This window comes from Enterobacter cloacae complex sp. 2022EL-00981 (assembly GCF_028737495.1).
In the GTDB taxonomy this organism is placed as follows: Bacteria; Pseudomonadota; Gammaproteobacteria; order Enterobacterales; family Enterobacteriaceae; genus Enterobacter; species Enterobacter cloacae.
The window spans coordinates 149,567-173,991 of record NZ_JAQZRK010000007.1 but is presented as its reverse complement, the minus strand read 5'-3'; the positions used below and the strand labels follow the sequence as shown (position 1 = coordinate 173,991).

General features: G+C 56.0%; 29 protein-coding genes. 7 read left to right on the top strand and 22 right to left on the bottom strand.

Annotated elements, in window-relative coordinates:
* The 9 genes from PUZ33_RS09315 to fkpA form a co-directional block, all read right to left on the bottom strand.
* A partial coding sequence (locus PUZ33_RS09315) for a GTP-binding protein (RefSeq protein WP_274205313.1) occupies window positions 1-688 on the bottom strand: 688 nt, incomplete at its 3' end.
* 69 nt (window positions 689-757) lie between these two features.
* Complete coding sequence (gene fusA / locus PUZ33_RS09310) at window positions 758-2,872, bottom strand: elongation factor G (protein WP_029882142.1); 2,115 nt, start codon at window positions 2,870-2,872, stop codon at window positions 758-760.
* Window positions 2,873-2,968: 96 nt separating this feature from the next.
* Window positions 2,969-3,439, bottom strand: coding sequence for a 30S ribosomal protein S7 (gene rpsG, locus PUZ33_RS09305; RefSeq protein WP_003861706.1), 471 nt, complete (start codon window positions 3,437-3,439; stop codon window positions 2,969-2,971).
* Between the two features lie 96 nt (window positions 3,440-3,535).
* Complete coding sequence (gene rpsL, locus PUZ33_RS09300) at window positions 3,536-3,910, bottom strand: 30S ribosomal protein S12 (protein ID WP_000246815.1); 375 nt, start codon at window positions 3,908-3,910, stop codon at window positions 3,536-3,538.
* A 124-nt stretch (window positions 3,911-4,034) separates the two neighbouring features.
* Window positions 4,035-4,322 carry a sulfurtransferase complex subunit TusB gene (gene tusB / locus PUZ33_RS09295; RefSeq protein ID WP_013099033.1) on the bottom strand — a complete coding sequence of 96 codons (288 nt, stop codon included), beginning with the start codon at window positions 4,320-4,322 and terminating at the stop codon, window positions 4,035-4,037.
* A 7-nt stretch (window positions 4,323-4,329) separates the two neighbouring features.
* A complete protein-coding gene (gene tusC, locus PUZ33_RS09290) occupies window positions 4,330-4,689 on the bottom strand; it encodes a sulfurtransferase complex subunit TusC (protein ID WP_058680311.1) in 360 nt (119 codons plus the stop codon).
* On the bottom strand, window positions 4,689-5,075 hold the full coding sequence (tusD, locus tag PUZ33_RS09285) for a sulfurtransferase complex subunit TusD (RefSeq protein WP_020686857.1): 387 nt from the start codon (window positions 5,073-5,075) through the stop codon (window positions 4,689-4,691). The genes tusC and tusD overlap by 1 nt, the downstream gene beginning before the upstream one ends.
* On the bottom strand, window positions 5,075-5,797 hold the full coding sequence (locus tag PUZ33_RS09280) for a helix-turn-helix transcriptional regulator (RefSeq protein ID WP_003861697.1): 723 nt from the start codon (window positions 5,795-5,797) through the stop codon (window positions 5,075-5,077). The genes tusD and PUZ33_RS09280 overlap by 1 nt, the downstream gene beginning before the upstream one ends.
* Window positions 5,798-5,963: 166 nt before the next feature.
* Window positions 5,964-6,785, bottom strand: coding sequence for an FKBP-type peptidyl-prolyl cis-trans isomerase (fkpA, locus tag PUZ33_RS09275; RefSeq protein ID WP_013099036.1), 822 nt, complete (start codon window positions 6,783-6,785; stop codon window positions 5,964-5,966).
* Between the two features lie 238 nt (window positions 6,786-7,023).
* On the opposite strand from fkpA, the gene PUZ33_RS09270 reads away from it, so the two are divergent.
* On the top strand, window positions 7,024-7,242 hold the full coding sequence (locus tag PUZ33_RS09270) for a protein SlyX (RefSeq protein WP_003861693.1): 219 nt from the start codon (window positions 7,024-7,026) through the stop codon (window positions 7,240-7,242).
* Window positions 7,243-7,293: 51 nt separating this feature from the next.
* Here the strand turns inward: PUZ33_RS09270 and slyD are convergent, their stop codons facing one another.
* The 4 genes from slyD to kefG all read right to left on the bottom strand — a co-directional run bounded on the left by slyD (window position 7,294) and on the right by kefG (window position 10,543).
* Window positions 7,294-7,878, bottom strand: coding sequence for a peptidylprolyl isomerase (gene slyD / locus PUZ33_RS09265; RefSeq protein ID WP_013099037.1), 585 nt, complete (start codon window positions 7,876-7,878; stop codon window positions 7,294-7,296).
* Between the two features lie 94 nt (window positions 7,879-7,972).
* The gene (locus tag PUZ33_RS09260; protein WP_013099038.1) at window positions 7,973-8,173 is read right to left on the bottom strand and encodes a YheV family putative zinc ribbon protein; all 201 of its coding nucleotides are present in this window, start codon (window positions 8,171-8,173) and stop codon (window positions 7,973-7,975) included.
* 13 nt (window positions 8,174-8,186) lie between these two features.
* Window positions 8,187-9,992 (bottom strand): glutathione-regulated potassium-efflux system protein KefB, encoded by a 1,806-nt coding sequence (gene kefB / locus PUZ33_RS09255; RefSeq protein ID WP_020690480.1) that lies wholly within the window; start codon window positions 9,990-9,992, stop codon window positions 8,187-8,189.
* Entirely contained in the window at window positions 9,992-10,543 is a 552-nt protein-coding gene (kefG, locus tag PUZ33_RS09250; RefSeq protein ID WP_029882146.1) for a glutathione-regulated potassium-efflux system ancillary protein KefG, read from the bottom strand. Before kefG ends, kefB begins: the two co-directional genes overlap by 1 nt.
* 138 nt (window positions 10,544-10,681) lie before the next feature.
* On the opposite strand from kefG, the gene PUZ33_RS09245 reads away from it, so the two are divergent.
* Window positions 10,682-12,586: an ABC transporter ATP-binding protein gene (locus tag PUZ33_RS09245; protein WP_058680309.1), complete on the top strand. Its 1,905-nt coding sequence runs from the start codon at window positions 10,682-10,684 to the stop codon at window positions 12,584-12,586.
* A 15-nt stretch (window positions 12,587-12,601) separates the two neighbouring features.
* Window positions 12,602-13,534: a LysR family transcriptional regulator gene (locus PUZ33_RS09240; protein WP_013099042.1), complete on the top strand. Its 933-nt coding sequence runs from the start codon at window positions 12,602-12,604 to the stop codon at window positions 13,532-13,534.
* Between the two features lie 62 nt (window positions 13,535-13,596).
* Here PUZ33_RS09240 and mdcH read toward each other — a convergent pair whose 3' ends face one another.
* The 8 genes from mdcH to mdcA all read right to left on the bottom strand — a co-directional run bounded on the left by mdcH (window position 13,597) and on the right by mdcA (window position 20,643).
* Window positions 13,597-14,493: a malonate decarboxylase subunit epsilon gene (gene mdcH / locus PUZ33_RS09235; RefSeq protein WP_058680308.1), complete on the bottom strand. Its 897-nt coding sequence runs from the start codon at window positions 14,491-14,493 to the stop codon at window positions 13,597-13,599.
* Complete coding sequence (locus PUZ33_RS09230) at window positions 14,493-15,110, bottom strand: malonate decarboxylase holo-ACP synthase (RefSeq protein ID WP_023619825.1); 618 nt, start codon at window positions 15,108-15,110, stop codon at window positions 14,493-14,495. The genes mdcH and PUZ33_RS09230 overlap by 1 nt, the downstream gene beginning before the upstream one ends.
* Before the next feature lie 2 nt (window positions 15,111-15,112).
* Window positions 15,113-16,072, bottom strand: coding sequence for an AEC family transporter (locus PUZ33_RS09225; RefSeq protein WP_029882149.1), 960 nt, complete (start codon window positions 16,070-16,072; stop codon window positions 15,113-15,115).
* A 123-nt stretch (window positions 16,073-16,195) separates the two neighbouring features.
* The gene (mdcE, locus tag PUZ33_RS09220; RefSeq protein ID WP_058680307.1) at window positions 16,196-16,996 is read right to left on the bottom strand and encodes a biotin-independent malonate decarboxylase subunit gamma; all 801 of its coding nucleotides are present in this window, start codon (window positions 16,994-16,996) and stop codon (window positions 16,196-16,198) included.
* Window positions 16,996-17,829, bottom strand: coding sequence for a biotin-independent malonate decarboxylase subunit beta (locus tag PUZ33_RS09215; protein WP_013099047.1), 834 nt, complete (start codon window positions 17,827-17,829; stop codon window positions 16,996-16,998). The genes mdcE and PUZ33_RS09215 overlap by 1 nt, the downstream gene beginning before the upstream one ends.
* Entirely contained in the window at window positions 17,822-18,121 is a 300-nt protein-coding gene (gene mdcC, locus PUZ33_RS09210; protein ID WP_029882152.1) for a malonate decarboxylase acyl carrier protein, read from the bottom strand. The genes PUZ33_RS09215 and mdcC overlap by 8 nt, the downstream gene beginning before the upstream one ends.
* Before the next feature lie 9 nt (window positions 18,122-18,130).
* Complete coding sequence (locus PUZ33_RS09205; RefSeq protein ID WP_252107628.1) at window positions 18,131-18,988, bottom strand: triphosphoribosyl-dephospho-CoA synthase; 858 nt, start codon at window positions 18,986-18,988, stop codon at window positions 18,131-18,133.
* Window positions 18,988-20,643 carry a malonate decarboxylase subunit alpha gene (gene mdcA / locus PUZ33_RS09200; protein WP_013099050.1) on the bottom strand — a complete coding sequence of 552 codons (1,656 nt, stop codon included), beginning with the start codon at window positions 20,641-20,643 and terminating at the stop codon, window positions 18,988-18,990. Before mdcA ends, PUZ33_RS09205 begins: the two co-directional genes overlap by 1 nt.
* A gap of 228 nt (window positions 20,644-20,871) precedes the next feature.
* Here mdcA and PUZ33_RS09195 point away from each other — a divergent pair, with 228 nt between their 5' ends.
* From PUZ33_RS09195 to PUZ33_RS09185, 3 genes are read left to right on the top strand one after another with little or no spacing between them, the layout of a single operon-like run.
* Complete coding sequence (locus tag PUZ33_RS09195; RefSeq protein WP_013099052.1) at window positions 20,872-21,894, top strand: hydrolase; 1,023 nt, start codon at window positions 20,872-20,874, stop codon at window positions 21,892-21,894.
* Window positions 21,891-22,109: a YheU family protein gene (locus tag PUZ33_RS09190; RefSeq protein WP_013099053.1), complete on the top strand. Its 219-nt coding sequence runs from the start codon at window positions 21,891-21,893 to the stop codon at window positions 22,107-22,109. Before PUZ33_RS09195 ends, PUZ33_RS09190 begins: the two co-directional genes overlap by 4 nt.
* Window positions 22,110-22,139: 30 nt before the next feature.
* On the top strand, window positions 22,140-23,009 hold the full coding sequence (locus PUZ33_RS09185) for a phosphoribulokinase (RefSeq protein ID WP_013099054.1): 870 nt from the start codon (window positions 22,140-22,142) through the stop codon (window positions 23,007-23,009).
* A gap of 66 nt (window positions 23,010-23,075) precedes the next feature.
* Here PUZ33_RS09185 and PUZ33_RS09180 read toward each other — a convergent pair whose 3' ends face one another.
* Complete coding sequence (locus tag PUZ33_RS09180) at window positions 23,076-23,480, bottom strand: OsmC family protein (RefSeq protein ID WP_028027906.1); 405 nt, start codon at window positions 23,478-23,480, stop codon at window positions 23,076-23,078.
* Between the two features lie 310 nt (window positions 23,481-23,790).
* Here PUZ33_RS09180 and crp point away from each other — a divergent pair, with 310 nt between their 5' ends.
* Complete coding sequence (gene crp / locus PUZ33_RS09175; protein WP_000242758.1) at window positions 23,791-24,423, top strand: cAMP-activated global transcriptional regulator CRP; 633 nt, start codon at window positions 23,791-23,793, stop codon at window positions 24,421-24,423.
* Window positions 24,424-24,425: the final 2 nt, after the last annotated feature.

Sequence of the window (24,425 nt, the reverse complement as noted above, 5' to 3'; positions counted from 1 at the left end):
CGGTAACAACGGTACCACGACCGGAGATGGAGAATACGTCTTCGATTGGCAGCAGGAATGGCTTGTCAATCGCACGCTCTGGTTCTGGGATGTAAGAATCCAGGTAGCCAGCCAGTTCGATGATTTTCTCTTCCCACTCTGCTTCGCCTTCCAGCGCTTTCAGAGCAGAACCACGAACGATTGGAGTATCGTCGCCTGGGAAATCGTACTGAGACAGCAGTTCACGAACTTCCATCTCTACCAGTTCCAGCAGCTCTTCGTCATCAACCATGTCGCATTTGTTCAGGAACACGATGATGTAAGGAACGCCTACCTGACGACCCAGCAGGATGTGCTCACGAGTCTGAGGCATTGGGCCGTCAGTCGCAGCTACTACCAGGATCGCGCCGTCCATCTGCGCAGCACCGGTGATCATGTTTTTAACATAGTCGGCGTGGCCTGGGCAGTCTACGTGTGCGTAGTGGCGAGTCGGGGTGTCATATTCAACGTGAGAGGTGTTGATGGTGATACCACGAGCTTTTTCTTCTGGTGCGTTATCGATCTGGTCGAATGCACGAGCAGAACCACCGTAGGTTTTAGCCAGAACGGTAGTGATTGCAGCAGTCAGGGTAGTTTTACCATGGTCAACGTGGCCGATAGTACCAACGTTGACGTGCGGTTTTGTACGTTCAAATTTTTCTTTAGACACGGCTATATTCCTTACTATAGTGCTCTCCCCTCAGGAGAGAGCACGGGACTTAGGTTTTAATCCTGTGGATTACTTACCACGGGCTTCAATAACGGCCTGAGCAACGTTGTTAGGCGCATCATCATACTTCAGGAATTCCATAGTGTATGATGCACGACCTTTGGTCAGAGAACGCAGCTGAGTTGCATATCCGAACATTTCAGACAGCGGAACTTCAGCGTGGATCTTAACGCCAGTTACTTCGGATTCCTGACCGCGCAGCATGCCGCGACGACGGCTCAAGTCACCGATAACGTCACCGGTGTTCTCTTCAGGAGTTTCTACTTCAACCTTCATGATTGGCTCAAGCAGAACTGGTTTTGCTTTCTTAAAGCCTTCTTTAAAGGCAATAGACGCAGCCAGTTTAAACGCCAGTTCAGAGGAGTCAACGTCGTGGTAAGAACCGAAGTGCAGACGGATACCCATGTCAACAACCGGATAGCCAGCCAGAGGGCCCGCTTTCAGCTGTTCCTGGATGCCTTTATCAACGGCAGGGATGTATTCGCCAGGAATTACACCACCTTTGATGTCGTTGATGAACTCGTAACCTTTCGGGTTAGAGCCCGGCTCCAGTGGGTACATGTCGATCACAACGTGACCGTACTGACCGCGACCACCAGACTGCTTAGCGTGTTTACCTTCGATATCGGTAACTTTCGCGCGAATCGCTTCGCGGTAAGCAACCTGAGGTTTACCCACGTTCGCTTCAACGTTGAACTCGCGCTTCATACGGTCAACGATGATGTCCAGGTGCAGTTCACCCATACCTGCGATGATGGTCTGGTTAGATTCTTCATCAGTCCATACGCGGAATGATGGGTCTTCTTTCGCCAGACGGCCCAGAGCCAGACCCATTTTTTCCTGGTCAGCTTTGGTTTTTGGTTCAACCGCGATGGAGATTACCGGCTCAGGGAATTCCATACGCTCCAGAATGATCGGGTGATCCGGGTCACACAGGGTGTCACCGGTGGTCACGTCTTTCAGACCGATAGCTGCAGCGATGTCGCCCGCACGAACTTCTTTGATCTCTTCACGTTTGTTAGCGTGCATCTGTACGATACGGCCAAAACGTTCACGCGCCGCTTTCACGGAGTTCAGGATGGTGTCACCGGAGTTAACCACACCAGAGTAAACGCGGAAGAAGGTCAGGTTACCCACGAATGGGTCGGTAGCAATTTTGAACGCCAGTGCAGAGAACGGCTCGTCGTCGCTTGCGTGACGCTCAGCCGGAGTATCTTTACCGTCGTCCAGGATGCCGTTGATCGCAGGAACGTCAACCGGGGATGGCAGGTAGTCAACTACCGCATCCAGCATCGCCTGAACACCTTTGTTCTTGAACGCAGAACCACAGGTTACCAGGATGATTTCGTTGTTCAGAACACGCTGACGCAGAGCTTTTTTGATCTCTTCTTCAGACAGTTCTTCACCACCCAGGTATTTCTCCATCAGCTCTTCAGAAGCTTCAGCAGCGGATTCGATCAGGTTCTGGTGCCATTCGTCAGCCAGGTCCTGCATCTCAGCCGGGATATCTTCGTATTCGAAGGTAACGCCCTGGTCTGCATCGTTCCAGTTGATGGCTTTCATTTTCACCAGGTCGATAACGCCGGTGAAGCCTTCTTCAGCACCAATTGCCAGCTGCAGCGGAACAGGGTTCGCGCCCAGACGGGTTTTGATCTGGCCAACAACTTTCAGGAAGTTAGCACCCATACGGTCCATTTTGTTAACGAACGCGATGCGTGGAACTTTATATTTGTTCGCCTGACGCCATACGGTTTCAGACTGTGGCTGAACACCACCAACTGCGCAATAAACCATTACCGCGCCGTCAAGAACACGCATGGAACGTTCTACTTCGATGGTGAAGTCAACGTGCCCAGGGGTGTCGATGATGTTTACGCGATGCGGTTCGTACTGCTTAGCCATACCTGACCAGAATGCAGTAGTCGCTGCGGAGGTGATAGTAATACCACGCTCCTGCTCCTGTTCCATCCAGTCCATGGTGGCTGCGCCGTCATGAACTTCACCGATTTTATGGTTTACACCGGTGTAGAACAGAATACGTTCGGTAGTAGTGGTCTTACCGGCGTCGATGTGCGCACTGATACCGATGTTACGGTAGCGTGCGATGGGTGTTGTACGAGCCATTTGATTCCTCGTTTGTTTCTTTAGGCGTTCAGTTAAGTAACCCAGAGCGGGCAGCTTCTCTGAAGCGCCCGCCTGGTGACTAATACTCCGAAGGGATTACCAACGGTAGTGTGCGAACGCCTTGTTGGCTTCTGCCATACGGTGAACGTCTTCACGTTTCTTAACTGCAGTACCTTTGTTTTCTGCAGCATCAGAAAGTTCGTTCGCCAGACGCAGAGCCATGGATTTATCACCGCGTTTACGAGCAGCTTCAACGATCCAACGCATTGCCAGGGCATTACGACGAACCGGACGAACTTCAACTGGAACCTGATAAGTAGAACCACCAACGCGGCGGGACTTAACTTCTACAGTTGGGCGAACGTTGTCGAGAGCGACTTCGAAAGCTTCCAGTTCATTTTTACCAGAACGCTGAGCCAGGGTCTCCAGCGCGCTGTATACGATTGCTTCTGCAGTAGATTTTTTACCATCTACCATCAGGATATTTACAAATTTTGCCAGCAGTTCTGATCCGAATTTCGGATCTGGAAGAATTTTACGCTGACCAATGACGCGACGACGTGGCATGGGAATACTCCGTTGTTAATTCAGGATTGTCCAAAACTCTACGAGTTTAGTTTGACATTAAGATAAATCAGTTTGGCCTTACTTAACGGAGAACCATTAAGCCTTAGGACGCTTCACGCCGTACTTGGAGCGAGCCTGCTTACGGTCTTTAACACCTGAGCAGTCCAGCGCACCACGAACGGTGTGGTAACGAACACCCGGAAGGTCTTTAACACGACCGCCACGGATCAGGATCACGGAGTGCTCCTGCAGGTTGTGACCTTCACCACCGATGTAGGAAGTCACTTCGAAACCGTTAGTCAAACGCACACGGCATACTTTACGCAGTGCGGAGTTTGGTTTTTTAGGAGTGGTGGTATACACACGAGTACATACACCACGTTTCTGCGGGCATGCTTCCAGCGCAGGCACGTTGCTCTTTGCAACTTTGCGTGCACGTGGTTTGCGTACCAGCTGGTTAACTGTTGCCATTAAATAGCTCCTGGTTTTAGCTTTTGCTTCGTAAACACGTAATAAAACGACCTCATACAATATGAGGACGCGAAATTTTAGGGCTACGTCGAAAAGGTGTCAAGAAATATACAGCGATCTCAAATCACCAGTTCATTTGACTGGCGTGCGTCACAGTAAGATTGACGAAATCAGTATAGCCAACCACGTCAATTTTGGCTGAAATTTGACCAGAAAGACCCCGCGCATCCAGATCGTCCTTTAGCGCAGAGACAGTTATGGGGGCATTTGTAAGGATTTCAACGAAACGGCTGCCTTCCAGCGCAGCAAGTACGCCATCCTGAATCAGCAGCAGGTCATCACCTTCGCGCAGCATGCTCAGTAGCGTGTCGATATCACATTGCCACGGTGAGCGGCTCAGGGTATGGAGCATGGCAGCCTCAGAAAGTCAGAACAGTGTCGTAGTGAGAGAGTTGTTCGCGCAGCGCAGCAGAAGACAGGCACGTGACATCCAGAACAAAAGGCGTCTTCTCATCTAATCCGCGAGCGGCCAGCGAGTCGGCGCACACATAGAAGGTTTCAATGTCGTACAGCGGCAACACTTTAAAGGTGGCGATGTAGTCCCGCATCAAAATCGCCTGCGGTTGCTGGCCCGCCAGAAGCTGAAACACCCCGTCCCCTACAAAGAAGACGCCGATCTCCTCGGTCAATGCAGATGTCGCGAGCAGCGCATCCAGTCCTTCTCGGCCCGATGCGTTACCGTGCGGGGCAGTGGTAAAAACAAACGCGATGCGTTTCATCAGAATTGCACCACTCGGTCACAGGTGAGCGCAGCCTGCGCCAGCGCGCCCAGACCACTTAGTGAAAATCCGGGCTGCAGGTTGGAACCGGCTAAACCAAGACGCGCGGCTTCGGTTGTATCAGCCACACCGCGACGCAGGGCCGCTGCCACGCAGATATGCAATTCAACACCCTGCGTCTCATTTAACGCCTGCCAGGCGCGCACCAGATCAAACTCATCGCTGGCCGGCGACGTAAACTGGTTCGCGTTATAGACCCCTTCCCGATAGAAGAAGACGCTCACCAGTTCGTGTCCGGCTTTTAGCAGCGCCTGGGCAAATTGCAGCGCGCTGCTGGCCTGCTGCGTGCCATACGCCGGGCCTGTCACCATTAACGCAAAACGCATTACTTATCTTGCCCCAGGAAATCACCGCTTTTGAACTGGCGAATATAGAGGTAGACCGTATGTTTGGAAATGTTCAGGCGGTCAGCCACCTGATTGATGGCGTCTTTGATATCAAAAATGCCTTTTTCATAGAGATTCAGCACGATCTGACGGTTCTTGGCGTTGTTCGATACGTTGCGATCGGCATTCACCTCTTCAATCGTGAACTCCAGCGTCTGCGTGACGAGATCCTCAACTGAAGAGGCAAAGTTAACAGAAGAGCCCACGTCTGGCGTTTCAGGCGGAATAAAGGTGCTCATGATTTGCGAGAATGGCACATCAAGGTTCATGTTGATGCACAGCAGTCCGATCACACGATGCTCGCGATTTCGAATAGCAATGGTTTCTGATTTCATCAGCACGCCGCTTTTGGCGCGAGTGAAATAGCATTTGGAGACGCTGCTGTCCGCGCCGGTCATGTCATGCAGCATACGCAATGCAAGGTCGGTAATTGGCGAACCAATTTTACGGCCAGTATGCTCACCATTAGCAATGCGGATGGCGGAACACTTCAGATCTTGCAGGGAGTGCAATACGATTTCGCAGTGGGACCCAATGAGCATCGCTAACCCGTCCACCACCGCTTCGTAGGATTTCAGAATATCGAAGTCGGTCTGGTCGAAAGGACGTTGATCCAGCAAATCAAGTTCACTGGTTTCGTTGGTTAAAAGCGACCTGGACATGAAAAAAACACTCCTTTTCAGGAGCCTGTCGTTAGGTTTTCAGGGCAGGCTCATTATCTACACGGACAACTAAATTAATACAGCGTACCTGGCACTTTCCAGTGTTAATTATATCTGCCCCACAATAAAAAAAACCGCCGCCTTAAAGGCGGCGGTTTTCATCACATTACTTCTTCGCGTCTGCGGCAGCTTTTTGATCTGCCTGCGCTTCTGGTTTCGCATCGGCTTTCGGTGCCGGTTTGATATCCAGCAGCTCTACGTCAAACACCAGCGTAGAGTTGGCAGGGATACCCGGAACGCCGGTTTTGCCATAGGCCAGATCCGGTGGGATAACCAGCTTGATCTTACCGCCTTTCTTGATGTTTTTCAGACCTTCGGTCCAGCCTGGGATCACACCATCCAGACGGAAGGAGAGCGGCTCACCGCGGGTGTAGGAGTTATCGAACTCTTTACCGTCGATCAGCGTACCTTTGTAGTTCACCACGACAGTATCGCTGTCTTTCGGTGCATCACCGGTACCTTCTTTCTCAACTTTGTATACCAGACCGGTAGAAGAGGTTTTTACGCCCTTCTCTTTAGCAAAGGTATCGCGGTAGGCTTTGCCTTTCGCTTCGTTGTCTTTCGCGTCCGCTTCCATCTTCGTCTGAGCGGCACCTTTCACACGCGCTTCGAACGCCTGCAGAGTCTGTTCAATTTCCTGGTCAGACAGTTTGCTCTTATCAGCAAACGCATCCTGAACACCCGCGATCAGTTGAGCTTTGTCCAGTTTGATGCCCAGTTTCTCTTGTTCTTTCAGAGAATTTTCCATGTAACGACCCAGAGATGCGCCCAGTGCGTAGGCAGATTTCTGGTCGTCATTTTTGAACGCCGCTTTGCTGTCTGCAGTTGCAGCAGGCTTCGCAGCAGTATCAGCAGCGAAGGACAGCGGCGCGTTCAGCGCAACAGCCATCGTCGTCGCCAGCAGCGTTACTTTAAACAGTGATTTCATCCATATCTCCAGGGCCTGGGGACTCTCACCCCAGCATTAAACGTAAATGAGCTACGTACTATAAAACGTTGTGGAAGAAATCTACAGACAGACTCTCCCGATTCTCGCCACTTTTAAGACTATTTTTGTTTAAATAAGTTTCTTGCCAAAGGGATGGATACTGCACTAAGGAACAAACTCAGTTAAACTTCGCCGCCGCTGGCCCATTATGGCGAATCAGAAACAGACGAGGTGAATGATGAAGGACACAACGATTGAAGCGAGACTGGCTGAACTGGAAAGCCGCCTGGCTTTTCAGGACATCACCATCGAAGAGCTTAACCAGACCGTGACCGCGCATGAACTCGAAATGGCGAAACTGCGGGATCATATGCGCCTGCTGACGGAAAAGCTGAAGGCTACGCAGCCATCAAACATCGCCTCACAGTCTGAAGAGACGCCACCACCTCACTATTGAGGCGAAAAAAAAGCGGGATAATCCCGCTTTTTTATTTTCCGTTATACGGAATTAGTGGCAGCCACAGCCGCCGTTACCGCAACCACCTTTACCGTGGTCGTGACCATGGTCGTGGCCGTGGCCACCGCAGCAGCCGTCATGGCCGTGATCGTGGTCATGGTCGTGACCGTGCGCACCGTGAACGTGGCCATGAGCCAGCTCTTCTTCGGTTGCTTCACGGATAGCGACAACTTCTACGTTGAACTTCAGGTTCTGGCCAGCCAGCATATGGTTGCCATCAACCACAACGTGGTCGTCTTCAACTTCAGTAATTTCAACCGGAACCGGGCCCTGGTCAGTTTCCGCCAGGAAGCGCATGCCAACCTGCAGTTCGTCAACGCCCATGAACACGTCTTTAGGAACGCGCTGAACCAGGTTGTCGTCATACTGGCCGTATGCGTCGTTCGCGCCTACAGCAACGTCAAATTTATCGCCAACTTCATGACCTTCCAGCGCGTTTTCCAGGCCGGAAATCAGGGAACCGTGACCATGCAGGTAGTCCAGCGGCGCACTCACCGGAGACTCATCAACCAACACACCGTCTTCTGTACGTACCTGATAGGCCAGGCTGACCACCAGGTCTTTTGCTACTTTCATGATATCTCCTGAGCGTGGGAAAATTGCTGGCGCAGATTGTAGCGGAAATCTGCACCCGTGTACCCTTTAGCTTAAAAAAACTCAGGGCATATCGCTAGTCCGGATGAAAAATGCCGATCACTTGCTCTTCTTTGCGTACATGATCGCGTGCTTCTTTGTCGGCCTCACGCATCTGGTGGCCGCACTTAACACACTCAACAACATCAATATTATTTTCACGCCACATTGCCAGAGTATCTTGCGCCTGGCAGGAGGGGCACTTTGCGCCCGCAATAAAGCGTTTACGTACAGCCATATTTGGTTACCCTTTATTCAAATTCGTCCCAGCCGTCCAGCTGGCGTCGTTCCTGCTGCATCTCGCGCTGGAAAATCTCCTCCAGCTCGCGACGCGCTTCCCGCACGCGGGAAATCTGCGCCGTATCCGTGTGTACCGGCATCAGCTCGCGCAGCATTCGCATATCCAGCCGTCGGAAGTGCATCTGGGCCCGCTGCGCCTGATGCGGGTGCATACCCAGCGAAATCAACGCCTTGCGCCCCAGCTCCAGCGCACTGGAAAACGTCTCACGCGAGAAGTGTTTCACACCCGCCTGCAACAGTTCGTGCGCTTCAACACGTCCCCGCGCACGCGCCAGAATATGCAGATGCGGGAAATGCTGCTGGCAGAGTTCGACCAGCTTCATCGTATCTTCCGGATCGTTACAGGTTATGACGATCGACTCCGCCGCCTCGGCACCTGCGGATCGCAGCAGTTCGAGCTGCGTCGCATCGCCGTAGTAAACCTTATAACCATATTTACGCATCAGGTTGACCGCGCTGATATCCCGCTCGAGCACCGTGATACGCATTTTGTTCGCCATCAGCAGACGACCAATCACCTGCCCGAAGCGGCCAAACCCCACCACAATCACCTGCGGCTTATCGTCTTCCACCCACGGGGCTTCATCTTCATCGTCAGCCGGGTTTAAGCGGCGCGACAGCAGTTTATCCACCAGCTTCATCAGCAGCGGCGTGGTCATCATCGACAGCGTGACCGTCACCAGCAGAAGCGCCATCTGATCGTCTTTGAACAGTTTCTGGGACGATGCCGTAGAGAACAGCACAAACGCGAACTCTCCCCCCTGGCTTAGCACGCTGGCAAACTGCATACGTTCCGAACTGCGCAGCCCGGATATACGCGCCAGGACATACAGCACCAGCGTTTTCACCGCCACCAGCACAGCCACGCTCACAATAACCCACAGCAGATGGGTATAGAGCACACCGAGATTGAGCGCCATGCCCACCGAAATAAAGAACAGCCCTAACAGCAGCCCTTTAAAGGGTTCGATCGCAATTTCCAGTTCGTGGCGGTATTCGCTCTCGGCGAGCAGCACCCCGGCGATAAACGTACCCAGCGCCATCGACAGCCCCAGCGCGTCCATAAACAGCGCAGAGCCTAATACCAGCAGCAGCGTTGCGGCGGTAAACACCTCGCGCACGCCTGACGCGGCGATAAAGCGGAACACCGGCCGCAGCAGAAAACGCCCCCCAATCAGCATGCCCGCAAAAGCCAGCACCTTCATGGAGACTTTTGCCCAGTCAAAGTGATCGTCACCCGGCCCAGCCAACAGCGGCACCAGCGCTAACGCCGGGATCACCGCTAAATCCTGAAACAGCAGCACCGAAAAGCCCAGTTGCCCCGACTCACTGCGGTTCATGCCCTTATCCCGCATCAGCTGCAATGCCATCGCCGTTGAGGACATGGCAAGGCCAATACCGCCGATGGTCGCCGCCTGCCACGAAAAGTCAGTGAGCATCAGCAACCCGGCCAGAATGGCCGCGCTGAACAGCACCTGCGCCGCGCCAACGCCAAAGATAGAGCGCCGGAGCTGCCACAGCTTTGACGGATTCAGCTCCAGGCCAATGATGAACATCAGGAAAACCACGCCCAGCTCGGAGAAATGGAGAATTTCATCGACATCGCTGATGAATCCCAGCCCCCAGGGGCCAATCGCGATCCCCGCCAGCAGATACCCGAGTACCGCGCCAATACCGAGCCGTGCGGCCAACGGTACAGCCACCACCGCGGCAAACAAAAACAGCACCCCGGCGAGGAGTAAATTCGATCCTTCCATTAACGCCCTCCTGCCGGAATCGGTGATGCCAGCCATTCGCCATACGCTCTGGCGTGGCTCGCCAGCGCCTTCGGATCCTGACGCCGTGCCCAGTAGACAATAATCGGGCTCATCCAGTGCATTCGGCACATCGCCGCCGTCAGTTCAAACGGTCGCAGGATATCGCTCATCGGATAACGGTTAAGGCCATCGTAGCGGTAGGCGCTCTCCGGCTCACCGGTGGTAATCACACTACGCCAGTACTTTCCCGCCAGTTGGTTGCCCCCCACCCCGCTGGAAAACCCCCGGCTCAGCACCCGATCCAGCCACTCTTTCAGCAGGGCCGGACAGCTATAGGTATAGAGCGGATGCTGGAACACAATCACATCATGCTGACGCAGCAATTCCTGCTCGTACGGAATATCGATAAAGAAATCAGGGTAGTGCGCGTAGAGATCGTGCACCGTCACGTTACTGAGCTGAGTAGCCGGCTTAAGCAGGACGCGGTTTGCCACCGAGTCCTGAGATTCCGGATGGGCATACAGCAGCAGCACTTTTGCTGTCTGAGACATCACTCCCCTCCCGGTTCTGTTTCTGTTTTTGTGTATCGTCGTTGTTTTGGGCTACCATGGCGGCCCGGTGCGGAAAATGGCCCACACCTTACATTATCATAATGACAAATTAACATAGTCGGAACATACGGCGCTTCTATGATTGTTTTCTCCTCGTTACAAATTCGCCGCGGCGTGCGCGTCCTGCTGGATAACGCCACCGCCACCATTAATCCAGGTCAAAAAGTGGGTCTGGTCGGCAAAAATGGCTGCGGTAAATCCACCCTGCTGGCGCTGCTGAAAAACGAGATTAGCGCGGATGGCGGTAACTTTACGTATCCGGGAAACTGGCAGCTCGCCTGGGTAAACCAGGAGACGCCCGCCCTGAGTGAGCCGGCGCTCGACTATGTTATTGATGGCGATCGTGAATACCGTAAGCTGGAAGCGGAACTGAACGCCGCCAACGAGCGCAACGATGGCCACGCCATCGCCACCGTCCACGGCAAGCTGGACGCCATCGACGCGTGGACCATTCGCTCCCGCGCCTCCAGCCTGCTCCACGGCCTGGGGTTCAGCAACGAACAGCTTGAACGTCCCGTCAGCGACTTCTCCGGTGGCTGGCGTATGCGTCTTAACCTGGCGCAGGCGCTGATCTGCCGCTCCGATTTGCTGTTGCTCGATGAACCGACCAACCACCTCGATCTCGATGCGGTCATTTGGCTGGAGAAGTGGCTCAAGAGCTATCAGGGCACTCTGATTCTGATCTCCCACGACCGCGACTTCCTCGATCCGGTGGTGGATAAAATCATTCATATCGAACAGCAAAATATGTTCGAGTACACCGGTAACTACAGCTCTTTCGAACGCCAGCGCGCAACGCGCCTCGCTCAACAGCAGGCGATGTACGAAAGTCAGCAGCAGCGCGTGGCGCATCTGCAGAGTTTTGTTGACCGCTTCAAGGCCAAAGCCTCGAAGGCCAAGCAGGCCCAGAGCCGCATCAAGATGCTGGAACGCATGGAGATGATTGCCCCGGCGCATGTGGATAACCCGTTCCACTTTAGCTTCCGCGAGCCGGAGAGCCTGCCAAACCCGCTGCTGAAGATGGAAAAAGTGAGCGCCGGATACGGCGATCGCATCATCCTCGACTCCATCAAACTCAACCTGGTGCCGGGTTCGCGCATTGGTCTTCTGGGGCGTAACGGTGCCGGTAAGTCAACGCTCATCAAACTGCTGGCGGGCGAGCTTAACCCCGTAAGCGGCGAAATCGGTCTGGCGAAAGGCATCAAGCTGGGCTACTTCGCCCAGCATCAGCTGGAATTTTTACGCGCGGACGAGTCCCCTATCCAGCATCTGGCGCGTCTGGCGCCGCAGGAGATGGAGCAGAAGCTGCGCGACTACCTCGGCGGCTTTGGCTTCCAGGGTGATAAGGTCACTGAAAACACAGAGCGTTTCTCCGGCGGCGAAAAAGCGCGTCTGGTGCTGGCGCTGATCGTCTGGCAGCGCCCGAACCTGCTGCTGCTCGATGAACCGACCAACCACCTCGACCTCGACATGCGTCAGGCGTTGACCGAAGCGCTGATTGAGTTTGAGGGCGCGCTGGTTGTGGTCTCGCACGATCGGCACCTGATCCGCTCCACCACGGACGATCTCTATCTGGTGCACGACGGTAAAGTCGAGCCGTTTGACGGCGACCTGGAAGACTATCAGCAGTGGCTGACGGACGAGCAGAAGCAAGAGAACCAGCCGGAAGAGCCGGCGAAAGAGAACGCCAACAGCGCGCAGGCGCGTAAAGATCAGAAGCGTCGTGAAGCTGAACTGCGTACTCAGACTCAACCACTGCGTAAAGAAATTGCCCGTCTCGAAAAAGAGATGGAAAAGCTCAACGCCACGCTTGCCGCCGTTGAAGAGAAGCTGGGCGACAGCGAACTGTATGACCAGAGCCGTAAAGCGGAGCTGACCGACTGTCTGCAAACCCAGGCGAAGACCAAATCCAGCCTCGAAGAGTGCGAAATGGCATGGCTGGATGCCCAGGAACAGCTGGAAGCGATGCTGCAGGCTGACTGACACGCCGGGAGGGTTATGGGTTTCGATATCACGAGCGACATTACATTCCGTAAGCTCAGCATCTTCATGACGTTTATGGAGAAGGGCAATATCGCGCGTACTGCCGAAACGCTGGGTCTGAGCGGCGTCAGCGTGCATCGTGCACTGCATACTCTGGAAGAGAACGTTCGCTGTCCGCTCTTTACCCATAAGGGACGTAACCTGATTGCCCTTCCGTCCGCCTGGACGCTGCTGGAGTATTGTCAGGAAGTTATGCAGGTGATGGAGCGCGGGCTGGAAGAGTCCCGTAAAGTCGCCGGTATTGGTCAGGGACGGTTGCGCGTCGGCACGCTCTACTCGCTGACGCTGGAAACCGTGCCGCGCCTGATCATGGGCATGAAGCTGCGTCGCCCGGATCTGGAGATGGATCTGACGATGGGCTCTAACGATACGTTGCTGCATATGCTTGACGACGGTACGCTGGACGCGATCCTCATCTCGATTTCCGAAAGCAATATCGACCGCAACAGCCTTGAAGTCCTCCCCCTGTTTCATGATGACATTTTCCTGGCCGCGCCTGCCTCTGCCACGCTGAATACCAGCGGGCTGGCGGATTTACGCGATTACAAAGATCAGAAATTTGTCTCGCTGGCAGAAGGGTTTGCCACCTATGCGGGGTTCCAGGAAGCATTTCATATCGCTGGATTTGAACCGGAAATCGTCACCCGCGTGAATGACATTTTCTCAATGCTCAGCCTGGTTCAGGCGGGCGTCGGCTTTACGCTGATGCCGGGCAGGATGAAGAAGGTCTACGAAAATTCAGTGCAGCTACTGAAGCTGGCAGAACCGTACCAGATGCAGCAGCTTATCGCGATTGTCTTTGCCCGCAACCGCGAGCAGGACCCGAGCCTGCGGGCATTAGCCGCCGAAGGGCGGATGTATGCGCGCAGCCTGCAGGAAAGTGTGTGATACAAAACAAGGCAACCGAACCCGTAGGCCCGATAAGGCGCAGCCGCCACCGGGCTAAAAATTCACGCACGAAGCCTTCCTGCCAGATGCACCGCCACATCCACACCGCTGCGCTCAAGTGAAAGGGTCTCCCCTTCCCACGCCGCCTGACGTGTCAGGCAGGTCAGGACGCCACCGGGCGGCATCTCGATCGCCAGCCGGGCTTCGCGTTCGTTAGCGGAAATCATCGCCTCCTGCCAGCGCACCGTACGCGCCATGTTCATCGCCAGATCGTCCGCGATCTTTTCCGGCTGCCAGAGCACGCGCCCGGTGCTGCCGCTCAGGTACGCACAGCGTGGACGAGCCAGCGTGACGGACTCAAACGCCGCCGCCAGCTTTTGTGCCGGCTCCGCCAGCAGTTCACAATGGGATGGCACGCTGACTGCCAGCCTTTGCACTTTGCTCGCCCCCTTTTCCAGGGCGCGTTTTGCCACCTGCGCCATCCCGTCATCGCTTCCGGCAATCACGATCTGCGTTTCGGCATTCAGGTTAGCAATATACGTTCCGCTACCCTCGATAAGCTGTTCCACCTGCGGCAGGGTTAAGCCCATGATGGCCGTCAGGCCGTAGCCATGGGGCCAGGCCTGCTCCATCAGGTCGCCACGCAGCGCCACCAGCTTAAGCGCGTCCGTAAATTCCAGCGCCCCTGCCACTACCGCCGCGGGATAAGCACCAATCGATAAACCGCTGACGATGTCAGGCGACACGTCACGTCGCTCCAGCTCGCGCGCCCAGGACACGCCAGCAATCAGCAGAGAAAGCTGAACCGCACGGGTATGGGTTAACGAGGCGGCACTATCCAGCGTATCAACTTCGGCACCCAGCACCTCACGCGCCTGAGCCAGTTCCGTTCCCGGCAGGTTTTGCAGCATACCTTCATGCTGCGTACCCTGCCCCGGAAAGGTAAACAGTATTTTCATCACTCCTCCCTGCGCCATGGGTCTGCCACCAGGCGTGGCCCACGGCGGGTTTTCAGCAGCGTTTTGCCATCGCGCAGCCACTCCGCCAGCGCGAATCCCCCCTCTGGTGTATCCACCTGGGTATCAGCCCGGCACAGCGCACCACTCAACTGCGACTGCCAGGCGGTAAACGCGTCGGGAGATATCGGCTGCGGGGCGCGGATCAGCAGATCAAGATCGCTGTCGGCATGGATCACCGGAATGCCGGTCGCCAGCGCATAGCCGGTGCTGCCGGTTATGCCCCATGTCCAAGGCCACGACTGCTGCGCAAGCTGTAACGCCACCTGAACCGGTGGCTGGGTGACAAACGGCGAACGCAGCAGATCGGCGGTGACGCACAGCTCTTCAGGTGACACCACGCGTAACACATTCCCGGGCTTCACCCATCCAGCCGCCCGCTGGTCGCGGCGCAGTCCGCGCACGCCAACGGGGATTCGGTCATCGTTATCAACATCACGCCGCACCACCACCGGCAGGCCGGTATGCCAGGCGGCATCCACCCAGGTTTCAGTAATACCTTCCAGCGCGTCGCGCGAGGTAAGCCAGATGAGGTCGTGGGGGCGTAATGTTGTGGTCATGATTACATTCCTGAAGTCAGCGAGATAAACAGCGGCAGCGACAGGATACACAGGACTGAGCTTAACAGCAGTACCGCTTCTGCATCCGGTGACTGCACGCCAAAGCGGTTACCAAACACGACCCCGAAGAAACCCGCGGACAGCGCAATCATCAGAATGGCGGTGATCGCCACGGAGCCGTGCAGACCGAAGATTAAAACGATACCCCAGGCAATGGCTGGCTGGATAAGCAGCTTAGCGATGGTGGAAGTGATCACCATGGTGTTGATCTGCAGCTTACGGGCAGAGAGGATCACCCCAGTCAGGAACAGCGCCGCAGCGGTGGCGGACAGCCCCAACGGTTTAATTGCAGAGAGGACCAGTTCCGGCATTTTGATACCGATGGCGGATAAAATCACACCCAGCAGAGGCCCCATCACGATCGGTTTTTTAATGGATCGCCACATCAGCACCGGCAGCATAGAGAGGGTTGAGCCGGAGGTATTGCCCTCAGCGCGCGCTTTTTCCCGCTCCAGGATCAGCAGACAGAACGGCGTCATCAGCACGGACCCGCAGGCAATAGAGACCGCCACAGACAGAGACGTGGTAGATCCTTCACCCAGCACGCTGCCCAGAATCGGCAGACCAAGCGCCGCATAGTTTGGCAGCGCGACGGTGAGCGTCAGCACGGCCGCATCCTGAGGGGATTTTTTAAAGACCTTCGTGGCAAGGAAATAGATGGCTGCGTAGGTGATCCACATCGCCAGAGTCAGTACTAGGATCAGCGGCGACTGCGCCACGATACCGGTCCACGGGGTTTGCACGGTCGCGCTGAACAGCGCGGCAGGCAGCGCAAAATCCATGACGAAGATGTTGAGCAGGGAAACATTTTTGTTATCGACCATCTTTGCCTTACCGGCCCAGAATCCCAGCAGCATGATGACGAAAATCGGTGCGAGAGCATGAACAATTACGTAAGTCATAAATCACCTGTGATTAAAAAGAAGTAGCACTGGCGCGATGATTATTATTTTCAGGATGCAGTTTCCCGCACGGGCGTAACGGATACGCCCGTGAGGTTGTGCATCTGGCAGGTCTCTTTTTACTTACCAGCTGGCGCGCATACGTTCGCGTACGAGCGCCGAGCTGCGGCGATTGTCAGCACCCAGACGGCTTTTCAGCGTCGGATCCTGACGAGCGTCACTGATGGCCTGTTGCAGGGTGGTTTTCACCAGCGTCAGGTCGCTATCGGATGGGGCATCCGGGTTGCTGATATCCAGCAGGCTGGAGAGCAGCCCCAGCGTGGCGTAGTTGCTGATGTCATACGCCATAGGTGGGATAGTGGCGGCCAGTTTTTCCAGCGCCTCCACGCTGCGCAGGGTGATCCGCGCGGCAGACGCTTTCCCCATGGCATGGATGAGCACGCCTTTATCGTTAAAAGCAATCAGGCGGTTGGCCTGGTAGCCATGCGCCAGAAACGCGCCGGACATGGCTTTACCCACAATCAGGCCAATCACCGCATGACCCGCCAGGCGCGCGTTGGCGTAGGCGGCCGCAGCGCCTGCCAGCGCCTGGTGGATACCAAACGCCTCTTCGCGACGGCCATAAGCCTGGCTTGGGACGTCGATCACCGCCACAATCGGGCGCTTAACGGCTTTATCAGCATCTGCCGCGACGGTTTCGCTGACCACTTTCGCCAGCGTCCAGCCTTCAAGCAGGCCGACTTCCCCTTTCGCCGCGCGCGGGAAGTGGTTGTTGGCATCCGGCACTACGGCGATAAAACGCACCGTTTCACCGTTCAGCTCACCGTCTGCCGCCTGCACGGACGGGCACAGCCCCTCAATACGTTTGGCTTTCGGGGCGAGGGTTTCCAGCCAGCGTGCGCCACGGCTCATTGCGTTACTCATCATTTCACCTCCCGGGCAAAAAGCGCGTTAATCTGTTCGGCATCGGCCTGTTTGCGGGTGTCGAAATTCATCAGGCGGTTCAGGTAATCGTCGTAGTTATCGGTGCGATGTTTTGCCGGGACGCCTTTGGCGATGGCCTCGTTCATCGCGGCTTTCACCGCATTCACGCCATCGCCGACCAGCGCGTCCACCAGCCCGCTCTGATAGCGCACCTCGCCGCCGGTCATGCTCCAGATAAACGGACGGTCGCGGGAGTCGTACTCTTCAATGCCCGCTTCCTGCTCAATAACCTGCGGGCCGTTTAACCCCAGACGCGCTTCGCGGGTCACAATCAGGTAGCTGCAAAGCGCCGCGGCGATGGACATCCCGCCGAAGCAGCCCACAGTCCCGGCCACAATCCCGATAACGGGCGTGTAGCGACGCAGGTCAACAATCGCCGCGTGGATATCGGCAATCGCCGCCAGGCCGAGGTTAGCTTCCTGCAGGCGTACGCCGCCGGTTTCGAGGCACAGCACCGCCTGAGTCGGAATGCCGTTGCGGTTATCTTCCGCCGCCAGCTCCAGCGCTGCTGCCATTTTCGCGCCGGAGACCTCGCCCATGCTGCCGCCCTGGAACGCGCCTTCAATCGCCACGACGACCGCAGGCTGGCCGTTGATAGTCCCTTTCGCGACCACCATGCCGTCATCGGCCTGCGGCACAATGCCCTGTGGCCCCAACCACGGAGAGATAATGCCTGCAAACGGATCCAGCAGTTCGCGGTAGCTGCCCTCGTCGAGCAACGCCTGCGCACGCTGGCGCGCTTTTAATTCGATAAAGCTGCTGTCATCACGCATGGCTCACCCCTTCAAAAACCTGTTCGATACGAATGCGCGCCACGCCCGGCGTCGCGCCAAAGTCGTGGATGGTCAGTTTGCCTGCGGGCAGACTGCTGACGGTCTCCAGGCGGCTGAATAACGCCTCCCAGCGCCCACGGCTGTTGTCGACGGAGGTGGTGATATCAATGGTTAAGGTCTGGCCCGGTTCGGCGGTGAACAGCACCTCCATATCCCCGGATCCAACTACCCCTGCCAGCGCCCGGCCGCTTAACGTGCGGCTGGCTGGCATGGTCAATGTGATTTTTTCCATAACATCCTCTTAATGCTTTGAATAGGGCGTTTCGACACGGTCAAGAAACAGCGTGGCGGCGAGCAGGTCGGCGGCACCACCCGGTGAGGCATTGAGCGTCAGCATCTGGCGATCTAACCGCGCCAGCGCCTGCTGCCCCGCGAGCGTTGTGCATCCTCCGGCATTCAGTACCGCCCGGGCGCCGTTCTGCATGGCGTCCAGCCCCTCCATTCCGGCGCGCGACAGCACGCAGGTATCGGTGAGCGAGGTCATGATTGCCATCAGCGCGTCGAGTCTGGCGTTTGTTTCGCTGCTGCCGTTGAGACGGCTCAGGCGAAGCTGCGGCAGCGCGCGCTGCATGATGTGCGGAAACGCCTGCTGAGCCTCTTCCCGCGCGCCCGGTACGCGGTAGCGGTGCGTGGCGCGTAACCCCTTACTGAACACCTTCGGTGCCGCGTCGTCCGGGAGTTTCGCCAGCTGTGCGGCGGTGTTAGCGACGGTTTGCGCGCGGGCGTCGCCGCCCAGCATCGCCACCGCGCTCACCAGCAGCCCCAGCGCCCAGATTGCGCCACGGTGCGTATTCACGCCGTCGGTGGCGATCATCATCTGCCGTTCGCCTTCACGGCCAAGGCGGCCAACGGTATGCCGTAGGGCAATATCCGCCGGACGCTGCCAGCTCTGCTGCGCCAGCGCCTGAAACGTGGAGGTCAGGCTGTGCGCGGAGCGCTCCATCAGCGCAAGCGATAAATCGTGGTGCGCACCGTTCCCCCGACTGTCCACCAGACCGGGTTTCGGGCTTAAGCGTGCTTCGTCAATCAGACACTGCGTGGCGGTTCGCGCCAGCCATTCGGCACCGCCTTCAACCTGAATCTGGGGCAGTAGTGTCATTACCAGCTCCGGAATTTCGCAGGTGGATTGTAGAGACCGCCGGACCACTCAACGAGGTCAGCCACGCTGCCCGCCGCCAGCAGAGAGCGGGTGGCATCAGTACGGCGAATCCCCATGTCTTCCGGGTACACGACCTTGCCGCTCTGGCGCAGTTCCGCCACGCGTCTGGCATCCACGCCCAGACCAATATCGGTGATACCGGCCACGGCTGCGACCATGGCGCGACGCTCTTCCAGATCTTTTGCCCGGTAGAGGTAGGCAATCCCCTCTTCCGTCAGCACGTGGGTGACGTCATCGCCGTAAATCATCACCGGTGCCAGCGGCATGCCGGAGGCTTTCGCCACGTCAACGGCGTCCAGTTTTTCCACGAAGGTAGGCTTCACGCCCGCCTGGAAGGTTTCCACCATCTGCACGACCAGTTTTTTACCGCGTTGCATCGGGTCGGGTTCGGTGATCATGTTCAGCCAGGCCGGAGTGGCGTGGCGACGGCCGTGTGGATCATGGCCCATGTTCGGCGCGCCGCCGAAGCCGGAGAGACGACCGCGGGTCACCGTTGAGGAGTTGGCGTAACCATCCACCTGCAGGGTTGAGCCGATAAACATATCCACCGCGTACTGGCCCGCCAGCTGGCAGAAGGCGCGGTTGGAGCGCATGGAGCCGTCAGCACCGGTGAAGAACACGTCCGGACGGGCGCGGATGTACTCTTCCATCCCCAGTTCGCCGCCGAAGCAGTGCACGCTCTCCACCCAGCCGCTTTCAATTGCCGGGATCAGCGTCGGATGCGGGTTCAGCGTCCAGTGTTTACAGATTTTGCCCTTCAGGCCGAGCTGTTCACCGTAAGTGGGCAGCAGCAGCTCAATTGCCGCGGTGTTAAAACCGATCCCGTGGTTCAGAGACTGCACCTGATGTTCAGCGTAGATGCCTTTGATGGCCATCATCGCCATCAGGATATGTTCCTGTTTGATCAGGCGCGGGTCGCGGGTAAACAGCGGTTCGATAAAGAATGGCTTGTCGGCCACCACCACGTAGTCAATCCAGGAGCCTGGGATATCAACACGCGGCAGGTCGCATTCGTCGTCCACCAGCTCGTTAACCTGTGCGATGACGATGCCATCGTGGAACGCGGCGGCCTCCACCAGCGCCGGGGTATCTTCGGTACTTGCCCCGGTGTAGAGATTGCCTTTGCGGTCTGCTTTAAACCCGGCGATCAGCGCCACGTTTGGTGAAAGGTCGACGTAGAGACGTGAATACAGTTCGATATAGGTATGAATAGCACCGATTTCGAGTTGACCATCCTCCAGCAGCTGGGAGATGCGCAGGCTCTGTGTGCCGGAGAAGGAGAAGTCCAGCTTACGGGCAATGCCCTTCTCAAAGATATCCAGATGTTCACTGCGGCCAACGCTTGGCATGATCATGTGCAGGTCATGCACAATTTGCGGGTTTACTTCGGCCAGCGAGCGGGAAAGAAAATCCGCCTGCTTCTGGTTGTTGCCTTCCAGAACGACCTTATCGCCTGGCGCGATCAGCTTTTCCAGCATGGCGACAAGGTCGCCGGTTGGCAGAACCTTGCCCTGCACCGGTACGGAGGCCAGACGACGCGCTTTTTCGCTGCGTCGGGTGTTCCATTGCCGGGTGGGTATTTGCCCAGATAACATTATTAACCTCCTGATTCAGCACATCATTTTGATTTGCTTAACGCTGAGTAAAGTCTGCACCCTGGCGGAAAAGGCATCAATTAAGCGTAGAGTGGAATCATTAGCCTGAGAGTAATAATCAAGGTAAATATTTGTGATCGGGATCAGTTCATGCTTCGGAAAACCAGGCTAAACGGGGTACAATTCGGAAGGTATAGTAAATTTCTGACAAGAATCAGCATCGCCCTTATGACCCAAATCATTCCCTCAGACTTCGACCTCACCGCCGAAGACAGCACTGATTTCGTGCCCATGCGCGGCGTGGCCAACTGCCACCTGCAGACCATGCTGCCGCGCCTGATCCGCCGCAAGGTGCAGTTCACTCCGCACTGGCAGAGGCTGGATTTGCCGGACGGTGATTTTCTGGATCTCGCCTGGAGCGAAGATCCCGAACAGGCGCGCCATAAACCCCGCCTGGTGGTGTTTCACGGTCTGGAAGGCAGCCTGCACAGCCCGTATGCCCATGGGTTAATCCAGGCGGCAAAAGCGCGCGGCTGGCTGGGCGTGGTAATGCATTTTCGGGGATGCAGCGGCGAGCCGAATCGCCAGAAACGCATCTATCACTCCGGCGAAACCGAAGATGGCACCTGGTTTTTGCATTGGCTGCGGGATAATTTCGGCACCGTGCCGACGGCGGCGGTGGGCTATTCGCTCGGCGGAAATATGCTGGCCTGTCTGCTGGCCAAAGAGGGAGACGCGGTACCGCTGAATGCCGCGGTGATTGTCTCTGCCCCCTTCATGCTGGAACAGTGCAGTTACCACATGGAGAAAGGCTTTTCCCGGGTCTATCAGCGCTATCTGCTCAACCTGCTGAAAGCCAATGCGGCGCGCAAGCTGAAGGCCTATCCGGATACCCTGCCGGTGAGCCTGCGTCAGTTGAAAAAGGTCCGCCGCATTCGTGAGTTCGACGACCTGATCACCGCCAAAATTCATGGGTTCGCCGATGCCATTGACTACTATCGTCAGTGCAGCGCCATGCCGCTGCTCAGCAAGATCACTCAGCCGACGCTGATCATTCACGCGAAAGATGACCCGTTTATGGATCATCACTCCATCCCTGCACAGGAATTTCTGCCCGACAACGTCCACTATCAGCTGACCGAGCACGGCGGTCACGTGGGGTTTGTCGGCGGAACGCTGCGTCGCCCGAAAATGTGGCTGGAGACGCGCATTCCTGACTGGTTAACCCCTTACCTGGACGGTGCAACATGATTATCCCCTGGCAGGATCTGGCGCCCGAAACGCTCGATAATCTGATCGAAAGCTTTGTCTTGCGTGAAGGCACCGATTATGGTGAACATGAACGCTCGCTTGAGCAAAAGGTCAACGATGTTAAACGCCAGCTTAAAAGCGGCGACGTGGTGCTGGTGTGGTCTGAACTGCATGAGACGGTCAATATCATGCCCCGCAACGCGTTTCACGGCTGATCTTTCAACCTTTCCAGTCAGGGAGTTGCTATGTCTGCCAGACATCCGGTTATTGCCGTTACGGGGTCGAGTGGTGCGGGAACCACCACCACCAGCCTCGCGTTTCGCAAGATTTTCGCCCAGTTGAATCTCCGCGCGGCGGAGGTCGAAGGCGACAGCTTTCACCGCTATACGCGCCCGGAGATGGATATGGCCATCCGCAAAGCGCGTGATTTGGGCAAACACATCAGCTACTTCGGCCCGGAGGCCAATGACTTCGGCCTGCTGGAGCAAACGTTTCAGGAGTACGGCCTAAGCGGCAAAGGCCAGTCCCGCAAATATTTGCATACCTACGACGAAGCCGTTCCCTGGAATCAGGTCCCGGGCACCTTTACCCCCTGGCAGCCGCTGCCGGAACCTACCGACGTGCTGTTTTACGAAGGATTGCACGGCGGCGTGGTGACGCCGCATCACGACGTGGCGCGACATGTGGATCTGCTGGTCGGCGTGGTGCCAATCGTGAACCTGGAGTGGATCCAGAAGCTGACGCGAGACATCAGCGAGCGCGGCCATTCACGCGAGGCGGTGATGGATTCGGTCGTGCGCTCAATGGAAGATTACATCAATTATCTGACACCACAGTTTTCCCGCACCCACATCAACTTCCAGCGTGTGCCGACGGTGGACACCTCCAACCCGTTCGCGGCCAAAAGTATCCCGTCGCTGGATGAGAGCTTTGTGGTGATCCATTTCCGCAATCTCGACGGCATCGATTACCCCTGGCTGCTGGCGATGCTGCAGGGTTCGTTTATTTCTCACATGAATACGTTAGTAGTGCCCGGCGGAAAAATGGGGCTGGCGATGGAGCTGATCATGACGCCGCTGGTGCAGCGGTTGATGGAAGGGAAACAGATCGCATAATCATATTCCCTCTCCCGGTGGGAGAGGGTTAGAGTGAGGGCATCAACACGCACGATGCCCCATCAATCACGCCTCGATCACTTCATACGAATGGGTAATTTTTACCGCTTTCTCCAGCATTAACGCCACAGAGCAGTATTTTTCCGCAGACAGATCCACCGCGCGTGAGACGGCAGCATCTTTCAGCGCTTTCCCGGTGACAACAAAATGCAGGTTAATGTGCGTGAACAGGCGTGGCGCCTCTTCGCGACGTTCTGACGTGAGCTTGACTTCACAGTCGGTCACATCATGACGGCCCTTTTGCAGAATCGACACCACGTCAATCGCGCTGCATCCCCCTGCCGCCATCAGCACCATCTCCATTGGGCTGGGTGCTTTATCGCCGGAGTTACCGTCCATCAAAATCTGGTGTCCCGACGAGGACTCGCCCAGGAACGTTAAACCTTCTACCCATTTCACGCGCGCTTGCATATTCATTAGCTCCAACGTTGCATTTTTGGTGACAGATTACGCGTGCGTTACATTTCTCGCAATGGAAGGCGACCTGCGTCATGCTGAAGCGAGACACCAGGAGACACGCGGCGAAAGCTATGCTAAAACACTCTGGATGCTACAGTAATACATTGACGTTACACATGTATGCAGAGGACATCAAACTTTACTGGCTGCGAAACGTTACGACAGCCGACTTCCCAGGTATGGGTAAGAATTCGATTGCAACCCCAGAGTCCGGATGCATCTTATGACTCTGGTGACAGCTTATAACAGAGGATAACAGCGCATGGTGCTTGGCAAACCGCAAACAGACCCGACTCTCGAATGGTTCTTGTCTCATTGCCACATTCATAAGTACCCATCGAAGAGCACGCTGATTCACCAGGGTGAAAAAGCGGAAACGTTGTATTACATCGTCAAAGGCTCGGTGGCAGTGCTGATCAAAGATGAAGAAGGGAAAGAGATGATCCTTTCTTATCTGAACCAGGGCGATTTTATCGGTGAACTGGGCCTGTTTGAAGAAGGCCAGGAACGTAGCGCCTGGGTTCGTGCAAAGACAGCATGTGAAGTGGCTGAAATTTCCTACAAGAAATTCCGTCAGTTGATTCAGGTTAACCCTGACATCCTGATGCGTCTTTCTTCGCAGATGGCTCGCCGTCTGCAGGTGACATCAGAGAAAGTGGGTAACCTCGCCTTCCTGGACGTGACCGGCCGTATCGCGCAGACCCTGCTGAACCTGGCGAAACAGCCAGACGCTATGACCCACCCTGACGGCATGCAAATTAAAATTACCCGCCAGGAAATTGGTCAGATTGTCGGTTGCTCCCGTGAAACAGTGGGCCGTATCCTGAAAATGCTGGAAGATCAGAACCTGATCTCCGCCCACGGTAAAACCATCGTGGTTTACGGAACCCGTTAATC

What these genes read in the sequence shown, in the direction of transcription:
- fusA (WP_029882142.1), bottom strand. Translation starts at nt 2,872, where the DNA reads ATGGCTCGTACAACACCCATCGCACGCTACCGTAACATCGGTATCAGT.
- rpsG (WP_003861706.1), bottom strand. Translation starts at nt 3,439, where the DNA reads ATGCCACGTCGTCGCGTCATTGGTCAGCGTAAAATTCTTCCAGATCCG.
- rpsL (WP_000246815.1), bottom strand. Translation starts at nt 3,910, where the DNA reads ATGGCAACAGTTAACCAGCTGGTACGCAAACCACGTGCACGCAAAGTT.
- tusB (WP_013099033.1), bottom strand. Translation starts at nt 4,322, where the DNA reads ATGCTCCATACCCTGAGCCGCTCACCGTGGCAATGTGATATCGACACG.
- tusC (WP_058680311.1), bottom strand. Translation starts at nt 4,689, where the DNA reads ATGAAACGCATCGCGTTTGTTTTTACCACTGCCCCGCACGGTAACGCA.
- tusD (WP_020686857.1), bottom strand. Translation starts at nt 5,075, where the DNA reads ATGCGTTTTGCGTTAATGGTGACAGGCCCGGCGTATGGCACGCAGCAG.
- PUZ33_RS09280 (WP_003861697.1), bottom strand. Translation starts at nt 5,797, where the DNA reads ATGTCCAGGTCGCTTTTAACCAACGAAACCAGTGAACTTGATTTGCTG.
- fkpA (WP_013099036.1), bottom strand. Translation starts at nt 6,785, where the DNA reads ATGAAATCACTGTTTAAAGTAACGCTGCTGGCGACGACGATGGCTGTT.
- PUZ33_RS09270 (WP_003861693.1), top strand. Translation starts at nt 7,024, where the DNA reads ATGAAGGACACAACGATTGAAGCGAGACTGGCTGAACTGGAAAGCCGC.
- slyD (WP_013099037.1), bottom strand. Translation starts at nt 7,878, where the DNA reads ATGAAAGTAGCAAAAGACCTGGTGGTCAGCCTGGCCTATCAGGTACGT.
- PUZ33_RS09260 (WP_013099038.1), bottom strand. Translation starts at nt 8,173, where the DNA reads ATGGCTGTACGTAAACGCTTTATTGCGGGCGCAAAGTGCCCCTCCTGC.
- kefB (WP_020690480.1), bottom strand. Translation starts at nt 9,992, where the DNA reads ATGGAAGGATCGAATTTACTCCTCGCCGGGGTGCTGTTTTTGTTTGCC.
- kefG (WP_029882146.1), bottom strand. Translation starts at nt 10,543, where the DNA reads ATGTCTCAGACAGCAAAAGTGCTGCTGCTGTATGCCCATCCGGAATCT.
- PUZ33_RS09245 (WP_058680309.1), top strand. Translation starts at nt 10,682, where the DNA reads ATGATTGTTTTCTCCTCGTTACAAATTCGCCGCGGCGTGCGCGTCCTG.
- PUZ33_RS09240 (WP_013099042.1), top strand. Translation starts at nt 12,602, where the DNA reads ATGGGTTTCGATATCACGAGCGACATTACATTCCGTAAGCTCAGCATC.
- mdcH (WP_058680308.1), bottom strand. Translation starts at nt 14,493, where the DNA reads ATGAAAATACTGTTTACCTTTCCGGGGCAGGGTACGCAGCATGAAGGT.
- PUZ33_RS09230 (WP_023619825.1), bottom strand. Translation starts at nt 15,110, where the DNA reads ATGACCACAACATTACGCCCCCACGACCTCATCTGGCTTACCTCGCGC.
- PUZ33_RS09225 (WP_029882149.1), bottom strand. Translation starts at nt 16,072, where the DNA reads ATGACTTACGTAATTGTTCATGCTCTCGCACCGATTTTCGTCATCATG.
- mdcE (WP_058680307.1), bottom strand. Translation starts at nt 16,996, where the DNA reads ATGAGTAACGCAATGAGCCGTGGCGCACGCTGGCTGGAAACCCTCGCC.
- PUZ33_RS09215 (WP_013099047.1), bottom strand. Translation starts at nt 17,829, where the DNA reads ATGCGTGATGACAGCAGCTTTATCGAATTAAAAGCGCGCCAGCGTGCG.
- mdcC (WP_029882152.1), bottom strand. Translation starts at nt 18,121, where the DNA reads ATGGAAAAAATCACATTGACCATGCCAGCCAGCCGCACGTTAAGCGGC.
- PUZ33_RS09205 (WP_252107628.1), bottom strand. Translation starts at nt 18,988, where the DNA reads ATGACACTACTGCCCCAGATTCAGGTTGAAGGCGGTGCCGAATGGCTG.
- mdcA (WP_013099050.1), bottom strand. Translation starts at nt 20,643, where the DNA reads ATGTTATCTGGGCAAATACCCACCCGGCAATGGAACACCCGACGCAGC.
- PUZ33_RS09195 (WP_013099052.1), top strand. Translation starts at nt 20,872, where the DNA reads ATGACCCAAATCATTCCCTCAGACTTCGACCTCACCGCCGAAGACAGC.
- PUZ33_RS09190 (WP_013099053.1), top strand. Translation starts at nt 21,891, where the DNA reads ATGATTATCCCCTGGCAGGATCTGGCGCCCGAAACGCTCGATAATCTG.
- PUZ33_RS09185 (WP_013099054.1), top strand. Translation starts at nt 22,140, where the DNA reads ATGTCTGCCAGACATCCGGTTATTGCCGTTACGGGGTCGAGTGGTGCG.
- PUZ33_RS09180 (WP_028027906.1), bottom strand. Translation starts at nt 23,480, where the DNA reads ATGCAAGCGCGCGTGAAATGGGTAGAAGGTTTAACGTTCCTGGGCGAG.
- crp (WP_000242758.1), top strand. Translation starts at nt 23,791, where the DNA reads ATGGTGCTTGGCAAACCGCAAACAGACCCGACTCTCGAATGGTTCTTG.